Source organism: Falsigemmobacter intermedius (assembly GCF_004054105.1).
Classification (GTDB): domain Bacteria; phylum Pseudomonadota; class Alphaproteobacteria; order Rhodobacterales; family Rhodobacteraceae; genus Wagnerdoeblera; species Wagnerdoeblera intermedia.
Window position 1 is genome coordinate 15,613 of sequence record NZ_SBLC01000027.1, and the last position, 22,097, is coordinate 37,709.

The following is a 22,097-nucleotide window of genomic DNA, read 5'->3' on the forward strand; positions in this document are numbered from 1 at the left end:
ATGCCTGAATTTTTCAATCCAGCGCGTCTTGCGCGCTATCCCACACGGGGTTCCTATCCCGTTTGGGGGTGGACCCCTTTTTTTTGGAGCATCCACCATGACCATGAAAAAGCCCGGCATCGCTCGTTTCGCTGCGTTCGATGGCAGTAACCCTGACGAAACAAGCGTAATCGAAAAGATGGAACAACCTAAAGCTACTCCGAAACGTTCTCGCCGGACGATCCGTGTTGAAGCGCAAGCTGATGACACGGAACAGCTGAGCCTGGGCACTTCGGCAACCGTGAATCTTGCTGATCCTGCTGAGGTCGCAATGCTGTCTGCGCGTTACGACGCACTCAATGACAGCCTGCACCGCATTGCGCGGGATCGGGCGCAGGACGAACTGCGCTTCAAGATCGAGAAATCCGATCTTGAGCGTGCCCTTGCGAAGAAGATTGAGGAACTGGAAACAGCCGAGCAAGAAATTGCGGATCTGAAAAAAGAACTCAGTCACGCCAAGGATCTGGTTGAAGCAGTCAAAGGTTCAGCCCCCTATCAGGCTGGAAAGCTCGTGAAGCTGTTCCTGCTGACACTCGTGGTCAGCTCCGCAGCTGCGATCGCTTTCACCATCTTTACCCTTTGACGGGAGGTTCATATGGGACGCTTTGACCCTGCTATGAGCCTCTTTGGCGCAGAACTGCAAACCACAGACAGCATCCAAGCGCTGTTGAAAGGCAGTGAGATGCACAGAAGGGACCGCCTGAAAACGGTCCCGCGTCTATACTGTGCAGACGGCTTCAGTCTCTCGGCGCAAGCCAGCGACTTCCATCGGTGCGAGCCTCGCTCGCTTGAGGGGCCTTACATCTCTGTCGAATGCGGTTTGCTCTCAAGGCCTGAGCCGCGCCTGATGCCTTACCTTCTGCATGAAGAAGGCATCCCGCCTGAAGAGGGCACTTACAACTATGTCCCGACAGCCATTCTCGTTGAAATCATCAATGACCATGGCGGCCTGATCCTCTGATCGGTCCAGTCTGATCAATCCACCCGCTGACCTGTCAGCACACCCTTTGGGGAGTTTCCCCACAGGGGCGGCTCCCCCTTTTTTTTGGAGCCGCGCTATGAAACTCACCCATCTCGTCCGTTCGGTCTCACGTCGTCTCAATGCAGCTGCATCGGCACAGCGTAATCAATGTCTGAAAGACCTGAGCAGCCCAATGCTGCCAGATCCTCATGCTGATGAATACTTCACCCGGATCGACGGCCGTCCCGTGACGTTCAGGCAGTTTAACACGATGATGCAGGAGCATTTTGCTCAGCAAAACGCTGTTGAAACGCCAGAACCCAATCTCTCACTCGCTCGTGCAACCGAGTGAACTTCACAACCCGCTATGGGGCCTTGTCCCCATGCGGAAATGGCCCGGAAAGGATTTGATTATGGCTCATGCTATGACTCAATCTGGTTTCGACCGAGTGAAGGAGCTCGCTGAGGGGCAATGGGATTCCATTATCGGAAGCCTTTACCCTTCAATCGCAAAAGCGATTTCCAGACCCGGACTGGCACGATGCGCCTGCCCTGTGCACCACTCGACCAAGGGGCCCAGAGCAGACGGATTTCGTGTTTTCGACGACTTCATCAAGACTGGCGGTGGCGTCTGCAATACCTGCGGCACTTTCCCGACTGGAATTGACCTGATCTGCTTCCTTGAAGGTCAGGAAAACAATCCGAAGCATGCTCTGCGGATCCTCGAAGAGTATTTCGGACTGGGAAGGGGCGAAAAAGTCCAACGCACGGCTCCACGGCCGCGCCCCAAAGAGCCCATTTACGACGAACGCAGTGATCCCGAAGCGATCAAAAAGCGGCTATGGCTGCTCAACAAGATCTGGGATGACAGCGTACCTCTGTCCGAACTGCCTGAAGATCATCACGCCATCCGGTATCTCACTGAGACAAGGGGAGCTGATGATTTTGACCTCTTGGCTGCTCAGGAAAACATGAGGTTCAACGAGCGTCTGTTTTACGAAAAGGTGGAAGATGAGGAGAATACTCCTGTTTACTTCCCCGGCCTTGTATCAGTGATGCACACGGTTGACGGCGAAATGGCAGGGCTTCACCGGATCTACCTTGATCCGAACAAGCCGCAAAAAGCTTCCGTGGAAAAAAACAAGAAAATCCTCGGGAGATTAGAAGCCCGTCTGAATGGCGCTGTACGCATCAATGGTCGTGCTCCCTTCACCGAACATGCGAATGTCTGTGAAGGCATTGAGACTGCCGTTGCCATCGCTTACAGCACAGGCCACTCCATTTTTGCAGCGGGGTACACCACCCTGATGAGCAAGTGGATGCCACCTGAAGGCACCAGATATGTCACAGTCTGGGCCGACAGGGATGCCAATGAAGCCGGAATACGCCACGCCCTTGAACTGAAGGAACGTCTTCAGGATATGGGCCTCAAATGCCGCATTTTGGTCCCCGATTTCCTTGATACGGAGAAAGAGGACTGGAATGACGTGCTACTTGAATGTGGCTTCGAAGAAATTGCTGAAGCCTACTCAGGCCTCAGCGAGCAAACTGAGGTTTACTGACCCAAAGAGCCCCGTGTGGGCTCTTTTTTTTTTGTCTTTTATCGCGAGAGCAGAAGATGCCGCCCGATTTTAACGGGTGACGCTGCAGCACTGCCCCGCATGCAGGTTCTCATGTCGTTCGGCGCCCCGTCTCGTCACAGAACAGCATGAGATCGCATTTAGCTTCGGCACCGCACCGTGTTCTCTGACAGACCGTTATGCGGACAAAGCTGCCGCTCATGATGAAAATCTAAGCGCTCATCAGAACCAGAAACTTGGAAAGTTTATGAGTGATGCTGAGCGAAGCGCTGCAGTTTAGGCGATTTTTATGAGTATCGAACCAAAGTTCCAGCGCCTCAGGGCCAGTCCCACTTATGAGGCGGATGCGGTTGCGCCTCGATCCTTTGAATTTCGACCATAGCTCTGTGCCGGGCCCTGTACTCAGCTGCGATGCACAAGGAAATCTCGGCGGCGAGCATGGTTCCTCTGTCAGCTACAGCTTTCCCTGCCTCCTCGCAGTCCAACCAGACCTTGGCTTTGAAAGCCGCATATTCCTCGGGTGTGAACATGTGAAATTCGTCTTGCAGCGCGTCGAATGCAAGCTCAGCGGAAACAGCTAATCCAAGCGCGCAGAGGTTCATTGAACGCTGGTTTAGCTCGCACACTTCGATCGAAGCCTTGATATCATCGACAGGGATATGCGAGCGCTTGGACATTTCGAGGAGTACAGCCTCTGCCTGGGCAAAAGCCAGACACGGCAGAAGACAAAGAGCCAAGGGCAACAGTTTCAGACCATTCATCACAAGCACCTTCCCGTACAACGCCTATCAATAGACGTAATGGACGACGAAGTTCTTGGAGAGTAACGCGGGAAAGCTGGTGATGGGCTGTGGCTCATGTGATCGGCAGCTTTGGGCTCTTCGTGACTGTGGCATCCACATGCGGGCAGATGCCGAAAGTTAGCGAGATTGAGCGCCGAATTGCATGAGAACATGCACCCGCACGCCGGCTCCTGCATTAGCCTTTCTAACATCAGCATCTCCAAAATGTAGCCGCTTGCCCCTACCCACCACATTCTATGGCTTCCAAGGCCTTCGCGTTCTGCTATTCATATTCCTATTCCTCGGCTATTTTATGGAAACTTGATATGGCGGTAAGACAGCTTGCACTATCAGTAGCCTTCGCCGCGCTCGCTTTCCCAGCAGCAGGTCAGGAAGGCAGCTACTTCAACAGAAGCTCGGAGGGTTGGTTCTGGTACAAAGATCCGCCTCCTGATCCTGAACCTGTTGAAGAACCTGAGCCGCTGCCGCTGCCGCCGCCGCCACCGATGCCAGAAGAAACCGTCGAGCTTCCCCCAGAGCCGCAACCCCCACCTGCACCGCCGCTACAGCCTGGAAGCGTAGCCTTCCTGCGTGAAGCTATGCCTGTTGCTCTCGATGTTGCGATGGACGATCCGACACCAGAAAATATCGAGAGGTACTTCCTCCTGCAAAAGCAGGCCATCGATAAGTCAGAAGTCTTTGCCGAAGTTTCCAAAATGGTCACAACCGGCCACCCTGAGCTGGATGAAGGCAGGCGCCGGCCGAGACAGGATTCTTTCGCCAAAGCGCTGGAAGAAGCGGCCGAGGAACGAAAGCGCGAAGTCCTGACCGACTTTTTCAAAACCCATGCCCTCGTGATGTTCATGGACCGAAACTGCAGCAGCTGTGCGCTGATGGGCGAGAATTTCTTCAGGATGCAGCAGACCCACGGCCTCGTTTGGCAAAGCGTCTCGCTGGATGGCACGTTGCTGCCCCCTGAGATCTCCCCAAACCAAAGCTTTGATGCCGGTATCTCAGAGCAGCTGGGGGTCGCAAACGGTGGGGCAGTATTCATCGCGGCCCCGCAAGGCAACACATTCATCCCTGTCACATGGAATCCCACGGGCGGGGCTGAAATCGCAGATCGCATCCTTCTGGTGGCGCGGCGCTCCGGCCTCATCAGTGATGAACAGTTCCGAAAGACCCAGGCCATTAATCCCCGCGTGAGTGAGGTTGGCCCCACAAGCACAGGCGAACTCCCCGAAATTCTCAGACAAGCCGATCAACACCTGCGGCCGTTCGGCCTGCACCTCGACGCGATGGAGGCAACCCAATGAAGATCCGCAGGAAGTTCCTTGCAGCGGCGATGGCCGCAACAATCGCTCTCCAATCGGCAAGCCCTGCCAGTGCCGATCTGGAAAGTTCCCTGTCAAACATGCTCGGAGCAAACGTGCAGGTTAACAGCCCCGGATCGGTGCAGACGGCAAGGCGTGGCGGCTTCTATGGAGGATCGATCTACGTCCGCGGGCGAGTGATGAACGTGAACGTCATCAACTTCACCCCGCCGAGCTTCCAGGCGGGTTGCGGTGGCATCGACCTATTTGGTGGCTCTTTTAGCATGATCAATAAAGAGCAGTTCATCGCACTTTTGCGCAGCGTTGCTCAGAACGCAGCCGGTTACGCCTTCCACCTAGCCCTGAAAAACATCTGCGAACAGTGCTCCACGATCATGAGCCAGCTCCAAAGGGTCATTCAGGAAATGAACCAGTTCACGGGCAACTCCTGCCAGTTGGCCAAGGGTATCGTGAACGGCGGGATCGCCGCACTTGAGCTCTCGGACGTGAAGGGGATGCAAACGACCTCAATCGCTTCCGGGTTCAACGACGCCTTCGATGCTTTCTGGGGCTCGCTGACCTCTACTGTCGGATCCCTTAGCGCCACCAACGCAAGCGGCAGCAGGGATTACGACAAATTCGAGACCAACGTGGTCTGGGAGGCAATGCAGACCAGTGGGGTGCAGGGCTGGTTCAACTCCGGCGACCGCTCTCTGATGGAAGCCCTTATGACCCTGACCGGCACCGTGATCCTTTCAGGGCCGGTTGATGACTCAGCGGGCAATCCAAGTCGGAATGTCACGCCAGCAGTTGCTGGCGGCAAGCTGACGGTGCGCGATCTGGTATATGGCAACAGCAGTGCCCGTGTTTTGCGCTGCGACACCACAACCCGCTGCCTTTCGCCCTCATCAACCAACGTTCAGCTGACCGGGCTTGAGCGCATGCTTGAGACAGCTCTGGTCGGTTCGGGGCCCACGGACCCCAACTCGGTGCTGTTCCGCATCATTAACGGCGGCGGCACAGACGCGGACTCTGTGACCCTCATCGGCCGGCTTGGAAATTATGGCACCATGCTGCTGTCGATCGCTGAAGCCAGCCCTCCGGGCACGACTGCGGCCTATGATTTCTTCAATGAAGTGAAAGGTCGCCTTGCCTATGAACTGGCCGTCATTTTCGTCTCTGATGTGATTGTTGCCGTCGATCAGGCCGTGTCGTCGCAGAAGTATGAGACGGCATACGCAGACGATTGGCGCCGCAACGACTTTGCCCGCTCCATCGAGCGCATCAATGCCGAGCTGGCAGTCATAGGCGAGCGCACGGCAATCCCGGCCGAAATGATGACCACCTTTATGAACACGCACGAATACCTCGTGCGCAACCATTCACCGCTGCGCTGAGGGGGACGGGACCAATGGAAATGGTGGCTTACACCTTCAGTGACGTGATCCTTGTGACAAGGATCCTGAGCCAGATCGCCATGATCTTTGACGGCGGAGCCTTCGATGTGGCTGCCAAGCTGGCGGCGGTCATTGGCTTGATCGTGGCACTTTTTGTGTCGATTTTCAGAGGGGGCCAATTCACGATGGCCACCTTCTTCTGGCCGATCATGGTTGCGGTCCTGATGATCCTGCCCCGTGTGGATCTCGTGATTGAGGATAAGAACGGCGGGCTCTCAAGGGTCGATGATCTGCCGATCGGCTTCGCCGCCCCTATCTCGATCATCACCACGATCGGGGCTGGACTCAGCGACATGCTGACGGAAAACCTTGGCCTTGAGGACACGGCCATCACCATGGACAACGGCCATTTGCTGGCCCTGCGCGCGCCACTGGTCTATCGGCAAATCATAACGGAAGAGCAGTTTCACGGCCCGGCCGCGACCTTCGCGAACGGGCTGTCACCTGTCAAAGACACGATGATCTATGTGGATCGGTGCCTGAAGTCTCAGGACAAGCTGGCCGACGTTGAAACGAAATACTCTCGGATCAACTGGCGGGATTTCTCGACCTACCGCGTGACGGGTTACTTCATGACGGTCGCAGCCTCAAACGGGCGGGCCTATGAATGCGAAGAGCACTACGATCTGCTCATGGAAGGCTTCGAGTCTGCCGAATATCAAGCAGCACTGAATGCGGCCGTTAATGAATTTTTCAGCAAGTATCAGAACGATACAACGACAGGTCTGCGCTATCAGGCTGCCCTCGAAAGCGTTGTCAGTGATCTGCCTCGCTTCTATGCGGGGGTGGCATGGGCCAACGCCGTGCAAAGGGCGCCGGCTCATTTTGTTGGCGCAGCGGGCGGCGGCTCGCATCAGGCCGCCCTCGATGACGCTCTGAACCAGAGACGCGAGAAGAACTACGGCACAGCTGCAATCATCTTCGAAACCATGGCGACAACGATCTCATTCATTGAGATCTGGTCCCTGAGCGTCATGCCCCTTGTCCTGCTTTTGATGATGATCGGGCCATTGGGAGGCAAAACTGCAGCCAAATACTTCTGGATGCTGGTGTGGGTACAGTTCTGGTATCCGACACTTTTGATCGTGATGGGCTTCCTTGACGCCTCGCTGGATGCCATCGGCATTACGGCATTCATAAGCATTAGCTCGGTCAATTCATTCCTCACGGAAGTGACCCGGCTTCAGGACGTGGGCTATCTCTATCTGTCGCTGGCCACGGCGCTCTCGATGTTCCTTGTATTCGGCACATCGTCGGCTCTCGCTACGTCCATGCAGCGCGATATGTCCGGCGGGGAGCACTACGATCCCAAGAAAAACGCCCCGGATACGCTCAAACGCGATCCGGTTAACGTGTTCAGCTCGGCCTACCAGTACACGCCTATGTCTCAGGGCACTGCCATTGCGACGGACGCCAATAAACTGGGTGACGTCACGGTTTCGCTTGGCCACGGCGTCACATCTGCATTCTCGGCAGCAGAAGTGGCAGCCTTTGCGGGTACGGGATCTATCGGAACAAGCACAGGCTTCAATAGCGCAAAGGGCACGACACGACTAAACAGCGCGACCAACTCACAAGTGGCCTCTGATGCGTCAACAGTAAGTAACGGCCTGCAGTACAGCTTCGGAACCTCAACAGATGCAGGTGCTAGTTCTTCTGGTGATCGATCAGTAGCAATCGGAAGTTCCACCAGTTTTGACAGGCGTGCGGGGGTATCGGGGTCCGGAAGTCTTGGCTTTGGGCTGGGTACTGGCCCTAGCGGAGCAGCTTCACTCGGGGCCGGTGCCGACGTGAAATGGAGCGACAGTTATAAAGAGGGTGATAGCAATAGGATCGGCTACAATCTCGGCACTGCTGTTACATCCAATACCGCGGGAAGAGTGGATGGCAGCCGATCTCTCAGTGAGACCGACACTAAGAGCACGATCAACACGGCTGGCATCAGTGAAAGTAACCAAAAAACTGAGGGTGCTACTGAAACGCAGCAGGCCAGCTGGAGCAACAGCGAGTCAGAGACAAACTCTCGACAGGACATGACATTCCAGCGCGCCAGCCAGGAATTCAAGCTGTCTGAGATTTCCTCGCTGATGGCAAACAACGCCAACGCTATGTCGATGACGAAACAGGCTGTCTATGACGCACGTCTGAACCAAGAAGTTGATCAGTTTATGGACAGTAATGAGCGCCAGCTGAACCAACTCTTCTCGGGCAGAAATGCGGAAGAGGCACGCTATGCATTTGCAGCACACTATGTGATGCAGGGACTAAATGGCATGCTGTACGCAGATGACACTCAGACCGGCCAGGAACGTCGTGATGCGATCAACGCTGTCTCGGATGACATTATGCGCTTCGCCGGCCTCGGTACAGCACAGGGGCGCGAAGCAGGTCCGGATCTGAATAACCTGCAGAGCTTTGACCGCGTGGATCCTGAACAGTTGCGCGACGCTTACATGGGAGCCGGGAGAGGTTTCCGCCTCGACGGGGAAGTCGTGCAGAATGCCCTCAAAGATCTTGATCCGACGATGGGGAAACCTGCGGAAGTTCTGGATGAGATGCAGAGACGGATCGGAGCCCCGTTCGAAGACATGACGCCTGGGCAGTTGAACGGTGTCTTGTCAGCGGTTTCCAATCGCATTGAAGAACAGCACGGGCCTATTGATGGTAACAAGCTGACGTTTGCAGAATCCCTTAAAGAAAAGGGCTTTGCCTCAACTTTCTTCAGTACGCTTTTGGGATCCATGTCAGCCGTGGATAGAAAAGCGTTTGAGAGCAACTATGAGGATTTGGCCTACTCGGCAGGCGCCAGATACCCGGATGTGACTGAAGGGAGCGCGGATGTTGTCGAGCAGAAAGCTGATACGATGCTCAATAACTACCTGTCGCAGCAGGTGGAGAAGGGGACGATAGGCGGCGCGACGGACGTGGCCACATACATGGCTCTCAGTGGTTTGAGGGCAGGTGCGGACAACGTTGGAGACGAGGTTCTGGCGGCCCGCTTTTCAACAATGCTGAGCAAAATGGAAGAGGCTGATCCTGTCTTGGCAAGTCCTGAAACCTCCTCAAAGCTTCAGGCTTTGGGGGCATCTGGGTTCACGAACCGAGATTACATGCGCGGCGTTGCGGAGTACCAGCTTGGTGCTCTCACACAGCAACTGACGCATGAGACTGGTCAAGAGGGACTGAATGCATCGGGTGCTGGCGTCCAATGGAGCAAGAACCCCAACCCAGTTGGCCGCGGCACCTTAGAAGGCGGCGGGACCACACTGCCAGCAGGGACCAAAGAAGACCTGATCTTATCTTTCGTCGGAAGCCTTGAGGCCCCGAGAGGCTACGATGATTTTGAAAGGGCATCCGCTAGAAACCCACCAGCTCAGCCGCTGACGGAGATGACGATCGGTGAAGTCATGCAGTGGCAGGACGGCAGGATCAGAGGCGTGGAGACGCGGGCTGCCGGCCGATACCAGATGACAGGCGGCAGTGATCCTGAGGGAACATTTGTCAAAGCAGTTCGGGGCGCGGGCCTGAGTGAAAGCGACCGCTTTACGCCAGAGGCTCAGGACAGACTGGGGGTGTATCTGTTGAATGCACGTGGGCTGAGCAGCCTATCAGAGAACGGGAACGTGGACGGGTACGCCCACAGTCTCTCTCAGGAATGGGCAATCTTACCCAAGATGACAGGTCCAAACCCCGAGGCCAGCTATTACGATAAGGTGCAGGGTAACAGGGCAGGGGTGTCTCCCGAGAGGGTCAGGGCAGTTCTTGAAAAAGCCGCCGCCGCCCCATCGGCTCAAAGCTAAAAAAAGGGCCCTCAATGAGAAATTGAGGGCCCTTATTCTTTATAGATGATGGGACAGGGAGTCATGGCCAATGCGTGTGCGGAAGCGACCCTGCAGGACGAATGCATCCAGCACGATCTACAAGCTGGTGCCGGACCCTAGCATTGCGTACGCGAATACTTGCTTCGAGATCACTGGGTATAGATTTTTCATAAGATTTGGGCTTTTCAGTCATCCAGGCATCGAACCGGATGGCAAGGCGGCGGAGGCCGCGCAGCGCTTTGGCGAACATATGGACCTCCTTTGAGATAATGGCCTGACAAAGACATTGGGCCTGTTCGCAGCTATTTCAACGAAAATCCTATTTTTGGGTCCACTATCAGCAGGAACAGGCTCGATTTGGTGCAGCTGCGCCACAAAGCCCGTAAGAGCTTGAGGATGTTCCTAAAGTTGCTGATTACACCCGGTCTGAGTGGGCCGAGCTGTACCTTTTCCCGGCGTCATGTTTTAAGCCGCCTGGTCATGTGAGAAGGAACGGTATGCAAAGTTTTAAAAGGATTCTGGGCGGCGTTAACGCACGCTACATGGTCAGGGCTTACTTGATTGGCGCACTCTTCCTGGCGCTCATAATCTACACTGTCATGCAGGGGAACAAGGCTGCAGCCGGGAGCGCGGGCACGATCGCATACTTCAGCCTCTGCCTGGTGGTCTTTCCATTTGCAAAGCTGGTTTGGGATGAGCTGAAAGCTCTGGTCTTGGGCGACACATTCCTCATCTTGCCCATGATCCTGCTATATCCGGCTAAATTGCTGATAAATGTTGTGCTTTTCAGCTTCGCCGTGTTCATCGCCCCCTTCGGCGTCGCATACATTTGGTACCAGACGAAATGAGGACGGGCCCCAATCTCGGTCAGATTCCTCAGTGACGGACATGATGCTACCGATGAGCTGTTCATGCTCAGCGCGGAATGCGTCATCTTCTGGCTATGGTAAGGCGGAATTGCGCGGATCAGCTATCTGGTCTGCGCAGAATATTTCCTGAGAGGTGGGCAGAATTCGCTCACGCCCACCAAATACAAGAAGGATCAGGGGTCGTTGCCGACGGCAGGAGTCTCGGGGTCAATTTGTCTGCTCGACAAGGCTGTACCGTCAAAATCGTAGCTGTAGCGGTTTTGCGGGTCATTTATGTCATCGACAACCAGTCTCGGATAGCCATCGGTTTCAACCACCTGCGCACCTTCCGAGCAGCTGTTGGTGTAGTCGCTGAGTTTCAGATCGCTTTCGCTCAGTGTCAGCCAGACATAATCAACCGGACAGGCATTCCCTCCAGGAGAGACTTCGAGGAGAATGCTATTTTTATGTGTGGCCTTCAGTTTCGGGGCATAGGCTGTATCAATCAGCACGGTGCCCCGAACAGAGGGACTTTTGGCGATGGCAGCGAAGTCCTTATCCATAGCGATACTGACCTGACCTAGTGGCAAATCAACGAGTAAGCGTTCCTGCGCAAAGGCCAGTTGCGGCGTGATCAAGCTCACGAGCACCAATGACGAAAAAATTCGCATGAAGGTCTCCAATTTTCTGTGTGACTTGGGATGGATAGAACTTTGTCACCAGCCCGTTATTATCAGGTCAGTCGCTGGGTGGCTTTGCGGTTCCGCCTTTGCACTAAACCTACGATCAACAGGATCGCCCCAAGCCCGCCATAAGCACCGCCAAAGATGATGAGCATGAAGAAGGCCGCCACTGCGCCGCCTTTGTCTGGACTGGTATCGGCAGAGGCTTCGATCATCATGAACCCCAGTAACAGAGGGATTGTCGTTAACAGCACGAGGCCCGCCCAGATCAAGAGACTTTCTATCTTGCGCCGGATCGATGGAAATTTTGCAAGATGCAGCGTGGCGACAGCAAAAATTACAACCTGCGCGGCGATGATGGCATAGCTTGTATGCTGGCCCAGCCGATCACCGTCGGGATCAATCATGACGAGCAGAAGGGAAATCATCGCTTGGCTGGCCAGTGCGATCGGTAGCGCCAAGAGCGCGTTAAATGCCCAATTTTTCATATATATCAAACTTTCCGAGGTAATTTGGGGCAGTGGCTCATAGGGGGCTGCATGTCACCTCGTAGTCGGCGATGGCAGGGCCATTCGCCTGAGCCTCCCCCCCATAGGTCGTTAGCTTCAGTTCTGCGCCCTCATGGTCAAACATGTAGACACAGTAGCCAGCGCCGGATCCTGAACATTCTACTGGGGCAAGTTTTCCTTTCTCCGCAGAACGTGCGCTCCAACCTGCTGCATTAAGCGCGCTTAACTCGGCTTTCAGCGACTTGCCCCAGCCAACGGGCAGGGGGACCTTGCCTGAGCAGTACCTATCGGTTTGGGGCAGTTCACGCAAAACAAGCGTGTCATTCTCGGCAAACACCAGATCAGCTACGGGGTAATTCACATAATCAGCTGCATAGAGGCGCAAGAGCCTGTCCTCGATCGGCACAGCCATTATGATAGGAATTTCTTCTTCGAATGCCGCCCAGATCAGGGCTTCCAGCTTATCACCACGGTAGATAGCGACATTGCTCTCGCCATAGGCACACATACCCGCACTGCCACTGTTAGATTGCCCAACGAATGTAACAGCATGAAAGGGGGCGAGGTCGCTTTCATGGACAACCTGCCATCCCAAAGCGGTCACGGTCCGGGCTGCAGGACTGATGGGCGCCGGACTTGTGCAATTGTGATGCGCAGTCGCAGGTGCAGGGGGCAGTTCCTGCAAAGCGGTGATGTTATACGACCGTACTTCGCTTCTGACGCTGACTTCTTGGGCAAGAAGGGACGCGGGTATGGACAGCGCCGTGGCTAGTGCAGTGGCGGCCGCTATAAGCAGCCGTGAAACGGGTACATAATGAGCGCCCTGTACGACGTTGGTTGTTCTGATAGCTAACATAGCCCTATCCCTATCTGCCTATTGCTTAGACGGCAGATAAGTCAAAGACCTTGGCCTTCTACGTCACTTACTGCCAAAATGTTTGGCAGCCAGTTCTTGCAGCCTCAGTCAATTCAAGCAGCGACCATTGGGTCTATGGCTTTTACACTAGGCCACGCGTGGCCGCGTAAATATATCAAAAATAAACGAAATGACGCCTGTGAAGACAACAAAGCCGAAGAGGGTGATCAAAAGAAGGATAACGGCAGCTATCCCGAATCCGGCGGCCCTGTTCGGGCGGTAAAGCAGTCCTGGCATGGCAAGCAACAAGATCAGGATGCCAAAGGAAAGGCCCTCCATAAGCGTACCTTGGTGCCAGTCCTTGACCATAAGACACCAGGAACATGCGGCAAGAAACGGGATCCCTAAGACGATCGTTCCGATCCCGACAAGTTTTTTCAATACGGTAGAGGCTTGCGACATAGGGCTCCGGATGTCTTTGTGCCAATTGAATTCTTCATAGACGCGATGACATAAAAAAATCGAGCCTCGGGTTAAGAAGAAGATCAATAAAATGGGCTCGGGCCTGTGGGACCATGCTTGCAAAAGTGAAAACGAGGTAAGCGAGGACCATGAGCAAAAGGAAGATCACGATCTTCAGCCGCCAGTCACTGCGGTAGGTTACTTTGAGCACCGACTGGCCGGATGGGGCGGAGGCTGCGGTGGTAATGGTGGGTTTTGGGGTCATAATCTACCTCCCTTAGAAACGACTGTGCGCTGAGTCACGCATTTCATCCAGAACGTCCTGCCGATCCCGCTGGTAGCTCTCCGCTTCCGCGCGAAACATCTCTTCATACATCCTTCGGCTCTCAGAGATCCATTTATCGATGCAGTCCGAAACGTAGACACTTGCCTCACGATAGTAGAGCTCCTTGGCCGCATTAAAAGCCGCTGCGGACTCATAATGCGAGGGCTCTGGTGGGTAAGGCCTTATGCAGGCTTCATTTAATTCCTGCCGCGTCACGTCTGGCGCCTCTGGTGTTTGCGCATACACACCCCGTGACAGGCAACCGATGACGAAAAAGCACCCGCATACAGTTAACGCTAGGTAAACTTTTGTGCTTCCACGAGCATTCAAGCCTTGATTTCTTATAGCGGTGGAAGTCATCTCATCTTGTGCTCGTAGGTTACGGCATTGTGATAAAACATAGCAGAGGAATTGGCTCTGACAAAGCCGAGGATCAAATATGCCGCTTTATGTGATGAAAAAGTTTAATGGTATCACTGCAGAAGAAGCCCGGGAACTTGAGATCCTTGAGGATGATTTCGTGACCAAGGAAGCTTTGGAAAGCTTCGGCTTGCTTAGAAAAGCTGTTCTGGAAGACATGACTGAAGCAGGCAACGAAGGTGACATGGAGCGCGTTGAATACTTGGATGACCTCTACCAACAGGTTCTGAACTTTGAAGAAAATCTTGCTACTGCCATTCATCAGAACTACATGTTGGAGTGATCCACACCAGTTTTCCGGACTATTTCCTGCCTAAAATGCGGCAAATTCTCTGGGGAGATTGACTCAAAAGATCGGGCTGCGTAATTTGTTAAAAAAATGCAGTCTCGACAACAGGTTAGTGAAAGCATCGCTATGGAGAAGAACGACAAGCTTAAGCAACCACACGAGATAATCCGTGAAGCGATGAAACAGAAACGCCTCAACTTCGAGACTATCGCCCAGCTGATCGGTGAACCCCGTACTGATAAGCTTTCGGTTGCAGTGCGATGCACTTCCGGTGTCGGACCGCGTTCTATCGAGATCCGTAAGAAAATTGCCCATGCTCTCAACCTGGACCCGGAAAAAGTCTGGGATCCCGTCTACCTTCAGGCACGCCCTCGCGGTGCCGGCGGCGGAACGCGGGTTAAGCCAGCATATGCGATCTCGAAAAAAGAATGGGCAGAAATGGCCCCTTCAGCCCGTGTTCGTGCGCTTCTGCGCATGAATGACATGAAGCTTCACGATCTGGCTGAGATACTTGGGATCAGCTATCGTATCCTCACCAACCACATTTACGGGACCACTGCGAACCATGAAATTCGCTTAAAAGTGGCCGAAATGTTCAAGCGCGACCCCTCTGAGATTTGGGATGAGCTCTATACAAAAGGCGAAGTGAAGGCTTCGAAAACGCTCGAAGAGGTTCTGGAGGAAGATCCTAATCATAGCGTTTTCTTCGGCTTGGGAGACCATACGAAGCCCTTTAAGCCTAAGAAGTGAAGAATATGTCTGCCCCATTGCTCACGCGAGAAGATTTGCGTGATCTGCCGCTCGAAGAGCTCAAAGAACTGCAGAAAATTATCAACTCAGCTGTGGACGATTATTACAAGTTGCAGGTCGAGAAGGCCTTGGCCGAGGCCCAGCAAGTTGCTGATAAGTACGGCGTCGATGTGGCCGACGTTATCAGTGGTCTCCAAAAAAGTGAGACTAAGAAACAGGCTCGGGCAACTCGCGCTAAAAAGGCGCCCAAGATCAAGTATCAGCACCCCTACAACCGGTCTCTTTCATGGACTGGCAGAGGGAGAACGCCCACATGGATCGAGGATCTGCTTGAGGGTGGTATGACGATGGATGAACTGAGAGTCGAATAGACAGATCGCAGGAAGCCGCACGGAGCTGTCACAGTATCGCCTGTGACAGCTTTTTTCTTGCTTGAAAGGAGCACGAAAACCTATACCTCATAACAGCCAAGTATTATGAGGCAGCAGACTCGGGTAATTTTGGCGCATTAGTTCCAAGGATGTGTCTGATGACAGATGGCAGCGCGAAAGTCTTTGATCTGCGCCCCTCAGGGAACAGCTATCTTGGTTGGCCGGAGATCCAAAACACAGCGATCTTTCCCGCCTTCAGGCACCTTGGCGAACATCTAAGAGCCATGAACATCGAAACGTGGATCCTTGAGAACAATGAGTTCCACAAGAGGCCGTTTCTGATCTTGTTCTGGAATGGCCGTGGCACACTTGATGGCATCAGGGTAGGACTGCATTTCACCTATGGCGGCGAGCGCATGCGCTTCGACCTCTCCGCTGTGAAGGATGCCGACGGCTACCGTCATCAGACAACTTTCACGACCGAGTTTTTCGCATCAGATGAACGGGACTTACCCGCCAAGGTGCTAATGAGAGCTTCCTGCGGGCTTGGACGCGCTCTGCAGATTGAGGCAGGCAGCGTTCCGCGGGCGGAATGGATAAAAACGAAATTCAACAGCACACAACACTGAGGCACCACTGCAGAACTGAAATTTAGCTTCGTGTGGGGGAAGCCTTAACGGCACTCGCGCACCTAGGCTACATCAGCCCCATGGAGTTCGAAGCCCACGCTATGCTAGCTTAACCCGATGTCCACGAAACCGGCAGCAGCTCATGATGAAGCATAACGACGCCACGCTTTGATCGCAGCTCTATGTAAGCCATGTCAAAGGGCCAAGCTGTTCATCAGCCGTGGTGTGGCTGAAACCGCGCCTTGCCAGACGCAGGCCGAATCTCTTGCAGCCCTTGCCCCCGACCCGCTCGAGCTGCGGCAAGAGCCTGACCGCAATCACCTGAACTTGGTGTTGGACCTCGCCGACCCTGACAAACCGCCGGGTTGGCGCCCTGCCGATATGGTCGCAGACAGCTAGGCCGCCTCAACCTCCCGCGATCTGGCCGCTGGCAAAGGCCAGCATCGCGGCCGATGATCGGATGGCATGACGCGCCTCGACCTCGGCGATCTGCGCATCATAGAGCAGGCGCAGCGCCGTATCGACCTCGCGCACTGTCAGCAACCCCTGATCGGCCATCGAGCGTGCGGCGTCATAGGTCACACGCGAGGTGCGGACCAGATCACCCGCCGCCTGATTGGCGGCCAAAGCCGCCTTCAGCGCCTCATAGGCGGCGATGATTTCACCCTCTGCGCTGCTGCGCAGGTATTCGGCCTGCGCCAGAGCGGCATTGTGGTCGGCCTGCGCCGCCTCAAGCCGCATGGCGCGGGCATTGCCGTCCCAGATCGGGATGTTCACGCCGACAAAGACCCTGCCGAAATCGCGGTCGCTGGCATGGTCCAGCCCGACCGGCACCCGGTCATCGCTCAGTTGCCCCGAGGTCCAGCGATGGCCGAGCGCGGCGCTGGCGACGATCTGCGGCCGGAACGAAGCCTCGACCAAGGCCACATTCGCCTCGCTGGCGCGGGCGCGGGCAAAGGCGGCCTGCAGATCGGGGCGGCGCGAGAGCGTATCGGCAAGGAAGCGGTTCAGCTCGGCCGGGGGCCGCGCGGGCAGGGCCAGCGTGTCGCCCGGATTGATGCCGATGCGTGTCGCGGGCGACAGTCCGGTCAGGGTGGCCAGCCGGACGTTGGCGGCGGCGGTTTCCGCCTCGGCGCGGGTCAGGTCAAAGCGCGCCTGCGAGACCAGTTGCCCGGCCTGCGCCTCTTCGGTGACGGTCGCCAGCTCCTGCGCGCGCCGCGCCTGCGCCATGGCGGCGATCTCGTGCGCGGCGCTCAGACGGGCGCGCTGGATGCCCTCGCGCGCCTGCGCCGCCTGCAGGTCGTAATAGGCCTGCGTGACATTGTGGATCAGAAGTTGATGCACGCCGGTGAAGGCGACATTGGCGGCAAAGGACAGCTCTTCGGCCCCGGCGCGGGCAGCATCGCGGCGGCCAAAGTCGAACAAAAGCCAGCGGACCGAGACCGATGCCGTGGTCACTCCGATATCGCCGGTGACATTGCCCTGCGGCAAAAGCCCCAGCCCGTCCTCGATCCCCGCCCCTTCGGCACGCTGCCAGCCGGTGAGGATCTGCGCCGAGATCTGCGGCAGATAGCTCGCCTCGACCAGCCCGACCGCGGCGGCGGCCTGCCGCGTCCGCTCCCATGCGGCGCGGGTCTCGGGATTGTTGCGCTGCGCCATATCGATCAATGTCGCCAAGGCATAGGTCTGGCCGGGCTGCGCGCTTGGGCGCGGCGCGGCATCGGCCATGACCCGGCTGTCCGGGGCTAGCAGGAACCCGCTCTGCCCCGGCGGCGGCGCATCAGGCGAGGCCGGGGCCAGCGACGCGGTATCCGGCGGCGCGCAGGCTGTCAGCATGACCAGCCCGCAGGCCAGAAGGGCATTATGCGGCTTGGACATGATCGTCCTCCTTCGCGTGGCTCTGTCTGAGATAAAAGTGCAGCTGAGCCGTGGCCTCGGCAAGTTCCTGCGCCAGCCCCGGTTGCCGCTCAAGGACGGCCAGCCCGGCCAGTCGCCGCGCGCGGGCCAGAGGTTCGCGCAGCCGCGCCACTTCACGGCCATTGGTGGCGGGCGGGTTTGATGCGAGGGCCGCAGACAATTCCGCCAAAGCCGCCTGCGCATCATCGCGCGCATGGACCGGCCAAAGTGCGGTGAAGACAAACCAGACAACCGCGCTGCCGAACAGGATGCCGATGATCCGGCTCAGGCTCGCGTCGATACTCGCCGGGGGTGAGAACCCGGCCAGCACTACCAGATAGAAGCAAAGCGCCATCTGCCATCCGGCATAGGACACCCGCTCGCCGCCCAAGGCGATCCAGGCTGCGACGAAGGTGACGGCGCCGGTGACGATCAGCAAATGGCCGATATCGGTCATCCACGGCATCAAAAGCGTCATCACCAGAATTCCGGCGACCGCGCCGATCAGGCAACCGATCAGCCGCAGGGCCAGCCGGTGATGCGTCTCGCCGCGCGAGCCGAGGGCCACATAGAACACAGTGATCATCGCCGTATGGATCGAAAAGAGGTTGAAGGCCGCGTAAAAGCCATAGGTGATCAGGACGGCGACAAGGCACTTCAGTGCGAAGCGCAGGTGGCGCGGATCGCTGAAGGCATCTGGCCGGAAGAGCGGCGCCTTCTCGGGCGCTGACGACCCGGAGGATGCGCGGGGAGCGGCACCCGCCTCGGCCAGAGCCAGCCGGAAGTAGCTGTCGTCATCGGCGCGGGCGAGAGCCTCGGCATCGGCCCCCCGTGCCGCGCCAAGGATGCGGGCGAACTTCAACCACTCGTCGCTGCGCGCCAGCCCCTCGTCCAGAAGCCTCTGCGCCTCGGGCGTATGGGGCACGTCACTGGCGGCCTCTCGCCGTGCGATCTGGCGGCGCAACAGCACTTCGGGCCGGACACCGGCCAAAGCTGCCCAGACCGCCATCAGCCCCAGTGGCAGGACCAGCACCACCCACATCCAGCGCATCGCCTGCGACATGAGTTCTGGCACCGGGATCAGATCGACCAGCGTCAGCATGAAGGCAAAGACAAATCCCGCCGTCGCCGCCAGGGGACCAAGCCGGCTGGCCTGCGACAGGAACATGCCGAGAAAGGCAAAGCCGGCGATGGCGGCCAGCCGCAGCATCGGATCGCCCATCACCGCATTCAAGAGGGGGATCGCCAGGAGGATCGCCAAAGTCGCGGCGGCGCTCAGCCGGACAGCGGTCATGATGCTGTCACCTGCGTTGTCGCGGTGGGCGAAGAACAGGATATAGCAGGAGAGCGCCGCCTCGGGCACCCGCATCGCCATGGCGAGAAACACCGTCACCATCACCAGCCCGGTCAGGGTCAATGCCCCGCGCAGCCGATCCGCCCGATCCTCGCGCGCGATGCGTTCTGCGAATGTCTCGGGCGGGGTGGTGATGGCAGGGGCAATGGCGGTGGCAACGCTCATTGGCCGGTGCCGCTTTCCCCGACGGCGCCTTCCTCTGGCCCGATGATGCGGACCGAGACCGAAGCGCCCAGCCGCACCAGCCCTTCCGGCGGATGCTCCAGCTCGATCTCGACCGGAAAGCGGCGGGCGGCGCGCACCCAGTCCAGCTTGCTGGCGACCAAGGGCAGGCCCAAAAGCTGCGCCTCTTCCGAGGACCGCACGCCCCAGCCGATGCCACCGACCACGCCCTCGATCATCAGATCCGGCGCGGCCAGCAGGAACACCCGCGCCCGGTCGCCGATGCGGATGTTCGGCAGGTCGGTTTCGCGGAACAAGGCGCTTACCCGCCAATGGCTGTCGTCGATCAGCGAGAACAGCGTGACGCCCGAGACCACGAATTCGCCCGCCGTGAGCGTCATCCCCGCCAGCACACCGTCGGTCGGGGCACGCACCTCGGTGTTGCGCAGGTTGCGCTCGGCCAAAGCAACCGAGGCGCGGGCGACATCGACCTGTGCGCGGCGGGTGTCCAGCGTGCCGACAAAGGCGTCTGTCCCCTGCGCATGGCTTTGCGACTGCGCCAAGGTGACCGTGGCATCGCGCAAGGCGGTCCGCGCGGCATCGACCTCTTGCGCAGTGACATAGCCCTGCGCCAGCAAGGGTTCGAGCCGGTTCAAGGTCTGCTGCGCCAGTTCCAGATTGGCGGTGGCGCGCTCGATCTGGCTGTTGGCGACATCGGCGTTGGATTGTTGCAGCGCCAGATTGCCCTCGCCCTGCCGCAGCTCGGACTCTGCCGCGGCCAATGCCGCGCGCGCCTGATCGAGTTCCAGTTGATAGGGCTCGGGGTCGATGCGGAACAGCAGATCACCTGCGGCGACCCTGGCGCTTTCGCTGACGGCGACCTCGATCACCAGACCGGGCACGATGGCGGAAATGCCGGTGACCGGGGCACTGATCTCAGCGGCATCGGTCGAGGGGTGGCTGGCCGATTGCCGCCATGCCCAGACGGCGGCAGCGGCGGCGGCGAGAGCCGTCACGAGGACCACAAGGCGAAGGATAGCGCCGACCCAGGGGCGCGGAACTGGCGAAGGCGTCTCCGACCGTGACGGCGTGACCTCCGCCGATTGAGACGGCGAAGCCCGGCCATCATCCTGATCCGTCGATACGGCAGGACCGGCACTGACCTCGGGCGGGTGCTCCACGGGGTCCGGAAGTGCAGTGCCGGCAACACCCTTGCTATCAGCTGTGGCATTTGCCTCCGGCACCGGAGCGGTGACCTGCGGCTTGGGCTCGTCCTGCGCGGCGCTCATCCATAGCTCCCGATCCAGAGGTAATTCATGCCGATACCGGCCAAGAGGGCCACGGCGGGATAGAAGACGGCGGCGGCTGGCAGATGCCGCGACAGGCCAGTCAGCACGAGGATCTCGCGCAGGATCAGCGCCACACCGACCCCGGCCAGCGCCGCAAAGATCCAGACCGGAAAGGACGAGCCGAACAGGCCGATGATGGTCGCGCGCGGGGTCATCTGGCACCTCCAAACATGGTCTTAGCCGTTGTCCGTCGTCGAATGATTTGGAACAGCCGCGCTGATTTTGTAGCGGATGGCTTGGGCTCATCGGTTTCAGGCTATGCCACTTGACGCTGGTGGTTCAAGCGGCGGTTTTGGATGGTCTGCTGTTTGATGCGCCTCCTTTCAGCCAAGATGGTTTCACCGCGACCAAAGTAGACGTCAGCTGGGGTTAGGTTGCTGATGCTCTCGTGGTAGCGATTGTTGTTGTAGTGATCGATGAAGGCGGCGATGGCTGCTTCGAGTTCGCCCTCGAGGAAGTAGTTTTCCAGCAAGATGCGGTTCTTCAGGGTCTGGTGCCATCTTTCGATCTTTCCCTGTGTCTGGGGGTGCATTGGTGCGCCGCGAATGTGCTTCATGCCTTTGTCTTCGAGATATTCTGCCAGATCAGCAGCGATGTAAGACGAGCCATTATCGCTGAGCAGCCTGGGTTTGTGCAGAACCTTGGCGCTGTCGCAGCCTGACGCTGCCAAAGCGATGTCGAGCGTGTCGGTGACATCCACGGCCCTGTTTAGTCCCACTTATGAGGTGGATGCGGTGCGGCATCAATTCTCCGGACCTCTACCATAGCTCTGTGGCGTGCCCTGAATTCGGCAGCGACACATAGCGAAACATCAGCTGCGAGCATGGTCCGGCCGTAAGCTGCCTCCTGACCGGTATTCTCGCAGTCGGTCCATATTTTAGCTTTGAAATTCGTATATTCGGTCGGCCTGAAGATCAGCATTTCTTGTTGTAGGTCATCAAAAATCAGCTCAGCGGAAACCGCCATTGCAAGTGCACAGAGGCTCAAAGAGTGCTGGCTAAGATCGCACGCTTCGATCGAGCTCTTGATGTCCTCAACTGGGATATTCGTGCGCATGAACATTTCGGAGAGCACAGCCTCCGTTTGGGCCCCCGCCACACAAGGCATCAGACAAAATACTAACGGCAGCAGTTTCTGGGATTTCAACATGAGCAGTCTCCATCTGACACCTACCTTTAGCCCCGATGCGCAGGTTGGCAAAAATCTTGCCCTTTTGACCGGCTTTGATCAGGCGGTGGGTC

The 22,097-nt window shown here is 57.2% G+C and carries 23 protein-coding genes and 1 pseudogene; 12 read left to right on the forward strand and 12 right to left on the reverse strand.

Annotated elements, in window-relative coordinates; genetic code table 11:
* Positions 1 to 97 precede the first annotated feature (97 nt).
* The 4 genes from EP867_RS14900 (at position 98) to EP867_RS14915 (ending at position 2,562) form a co-directional block, all read left to right on the forward strand.
* Entirely contained in the window at positions 98 to 622 is a 525-nt protein-coding gene (locus EP867_RS14900; RefSeq protein ID WP_124964928.1) for a hypothetical protein, read from the forward strand.
* A 12-nt stretch (positions 623 to 634) separates the two neighbouring features.
* Positions 635 to 1,000, forward strand: a complete 366-nt coding sequence (locus EP867_RS14905; protein ID WP_124964929.1) for a hypothetical protein — start codon at positions 635 to 637, stop codon at positions 998 to 1,000.
* 97 nt (positions 1,001 to 1,097) lie between these two features.
* Positions 1,098 to 1,352 carry a hypothetical protein gene (locus tag EP867_RS14910; RefSeq protein WP_128490281.1) on the forward strand — a complete coding sequence of 85 codons (255 nt, stop codon included), beginning with the start codon at positions 1,098 to 1,100 and terminating at the stop codon, positions 1,350 to 1,352.
* Between the two features lie 61 nt (positions 1,353 to 1,413).
* Positions 1,414 to 2,562 carry a DUF7146 domain-containing protein gene (locus tag EP867_RS14915; RefSeq protein ID WP_164888889.1) on the forward strand — a complete coding sequence of 383 codons (1,149 nt, stop codon included), beginning with the start codon at positions 1,414 to 1,416 and terminating at the stop codon, positions 2,560 to 2,562.
* A 335-nt stretch (positions 2,563 to 2,897) separates the two neighbouring features.
* Here EP867_RS14915 and EP867_RS14920 read toward each other — a convergent pair whose 3' ends face one another.
* Positions 2,898 to 3,341 carry a hypothetical protein gene (locus EP867_RS14920; RefSeq protein WP_128490283.1) on the reverse strand — a complete coding sequence of 148 codons (444 nt, stop codon included), beginning with the start codon at positions 3,339 to 3,341 and terminating at the stop codon, positions 2,898 to 2,900.
* A gap of 347 nt (positions 3,342 to 3,688) precedes the next feature.
* Between EP867_RS14920 and traF the strand changes: the two genes are divergently transcribed.
* From traF to EP867_RS14940, 4 genes are all read left to right on the forward strand, one after another.
* Entirely contained in the window at positions 3,689 to 4,678 is a 990-nt protein-coding gene (traF, locus tag EP867_RS14925; protein ID WP_164888890.1) for a conjugal transfer protein TraF, read from the forward strand.
* On the forward strand, positions 4,675 to 6,072 hold the full coding sequence (locus EP867_RS14930) for a conjugal transfer protein TraH (protein ID WP_128490285.1): 1,398 nt from the start codon (positions 4,675 to 4,677) through the stop codon (positions 6,070 to 6,072). The genes traF and EP867_RS14930 overlap by 4 nt, the downstream gene beginning before the upstream one ends.
* Positions 6,073 to 6,086: 14 nt before the next feature.
* A complete protein-coding gene (locus tag EP867_RS14935; RefSeq protein ID WP_128490286.1) occupies positions 6,087 to 9,932 on the forward strand; it encodes a conjugal transfer protein TraG N-terminal domain-containing protein in 3,846 nt (1,281 codons plus the stop codon).
* 518 nt (positions 9,933 to 10,450) lie between these two features.
* A complete protein-coding gene (locus tag EP867_RS14940) occupies positions 10,451 to 10,801 on the forward strand; it encodes a hypothetical protein (RefSeq protein WP_128490287.1) in 351 nt (116 codons plus the stop codon).
* A gap of 194 nt (positions 10,802 to 10,995) precedes the next feature.
* On the opposite strand, the gene EP867_RS14945 is transcribed toward EP867_RS14940, so the two are convergent.
* The 5 genes from EP867_RS14945 to EP867_RS14965 all read right to left on the reverse strand — a co-directional run bounded on the left by EP867_RS14945 (position 10,996) and on the right by EP867_RS14965 (position 13,576).
* Entirely contained in the window at positions 10,996 to 11,472 is a 477-nt protein-coding gene (locus tag EP867_RS14945) for a hypothetical protein (RefSeq protein ID WP_128490288.1), read from the reverse strand.
* A 62-nt stretch (positions 11,473 to 11,534) separates the two neighbouring features.
* Positions 11,535 to 11,972, reverse strand: a complete 438-nt coding sequence (locus EP867_RS14950; protein WP_128490289.1) for a hypothetical protein — start codon at positions 11,970 to 11,972, stop codon at positions 11,535 to 11,537.
* 37 nt (positions 11,973 to 12,009) lie between these two features.
* Positions 12,010 to 12,501, reverse strand: a complete 492-nt coding sequence (locus EP867_RS14955) for a hypothetical protein (protein ID WP_128490290.1) — start codon at positions 12,499 to 12,501, stop codon at positions 12,010 to 12,012.
* A gap of 495 nt (positions 12,502 to 12,996) precedes the next feature.
* Entirely contained in the window at positions 12,997 to 13,311 is a 315-nt protein-coding gene (locus tag EP867_RS14960; protein WP_128490291.1) for a hypothetical protein, read from the reverse strand.
* Positions 13,312 to 13,345: 34 nt separating this feature from the next.
* Positions 13,346 to 13,576, reverse strand: coding sequence for a hypothetical protein (locus EP867_RS14965; protein ID WP_128490292.1), 231 nt, complete (start codon positions 13,574 to 13,576; stop codon positions 13,346 to 13,348).
* A gap of 499 nt (positions 13,577 to 14,075) precedes the next feature.
* Here EP867_RS14965 and EP867_RS14970 point away from each other — a divergent pair, with 499 nt between their 5' ends.
* The 4 genes from EP867_RS14970 (at position 14,076) to EP867_RS14985 (ending at position 16,095) form a co-directional block, all read left to right on the forward strand.
* A complete protein-coding gene (locus tag EP867_RS14970; protein WP_128490293.1) occupies positions 14,076 to 14,339 on the forward strand; it encodes a hypothetical protein in 264 nt (87 codons plus the stop codon).
* Between the two features lie 132 nt (positions 14,340 to 14,471).
* A complete protein-coding gene (locus EP867_RS14975; protein WP_124964938.1) occupies positions 14,472 to 15,095 on the forward strand; it encodes a hypothetical protein in 624 nt (207 codons plus the stop codon).
* A gap of 5 nt (positions 15,096 to 15,100) precedes the next feature.
* Positions 15,101 to 15,466 (forward strand): H-NS histone family protein, encoded by a 366-nt coding sequence (locus tag EP867_RS14980; protein ID WP_124964939.1) that lies wholly within the window; start codon positions 15,101 to 15,103, stop codon positions 15,464 to 15,466.
* Positions 15,467 to 15,624: 158 nt separating this feature from the next.
* Positions 15,625 to 16,095 (forward strand): hypothetical protein, encoded by a 471-nt coding sequence (locus EP867_RS14985; RefSeq protein ID WP_128490294.1) that lies wholly within the window; start codon positions 15,625 to 15,627, stop codon positions 16,093 to 16,095.
* Positions 16,096 to 16,500: 405 nt separating this feature from the next.
* On the opposite strand, the gene EP867_RS14990 is transcribed toward EP867_RS14985, so the two are convergent.
* The 6 genes and pseudogenes from EP867_RS14990 to EP867_RS15015 form a co-directional block, all read right to left on the reverse strand.
* Positions 16,501 to 17,973, reverse strand: a complete 1,473-nt coding sequence (locus EP867_RS14990) for a TolC family protein (protein ID WP_164888891.1) — start codon at positions 17,971 to 17,973, stop codon at positions 16,501 to 16,503.
* Positions 17,957 to 19,510 (reverse strand): FUSC family protein, encoded by a 1,554-nt coding sequence (locus tag EP867_RS14995; protein ID WP_128490296.1) that lies wholly within the window; start codon positions 19,508 to 19,510, stop codon positions 17,957 to 17,959. The genes EP867_RS14990 and EP867_RS14995 overlap by 17 nt, the downstream gene beginning before the upstream one ends.
* Positions 19,507 to 20,523: an HlyD family efflux transporter periplasmic adaptor subunit gene (locus EP867_RS15000; RefSeq protein WP_164888892.1), complete on the reverse strand. Its 1,017-nt coding sequence runs from the start codon at positions 20,521 to 20,523 to the stop codon at positions 19,507 to 19,509. The genes EP867_RS14995 and EP867_RS15000 overlap by 4 nt, the downstream gene beginning before the upstream one ends.
* Before the next feature lie 269 nt (positions 20,524 to 20,792).
* Positions 20,793 to 21,011: a hypothetical protein gene (locus tag EP867_RS15005; protein WP_058249588.1), complete on the reverse strand. Its 219-nt coding sequence runs from the start codon at positions 21,009 to 21,011 to the stop codon at positions 20,793 to 20,795.
* Between the two features lie 101 nt (positions 21,012 to 21,112).
* Positions 21,113 to 21,562 (reverse strand): annotated as a pseudogene (locus EP867_RS15010) (integrase core domain-containing protein); the annotation flags it as partial.
* A 2-nt stretch (positions 21,563 to 21,564) separates the two neighbouring features.
* On the reverse strand, positions 21,565 to 22,005 hold the full coding sequence (locus EP867_RS15015) for a hypothetical protein (protein WP_128490298.1): 441 nt from the start codon (positions 22,003 to 22,005) through the stop codon (positions 21,565 to 21,567).
* Positions 22,006 to 22,097 lie beyond the last annotated feature (92 nt).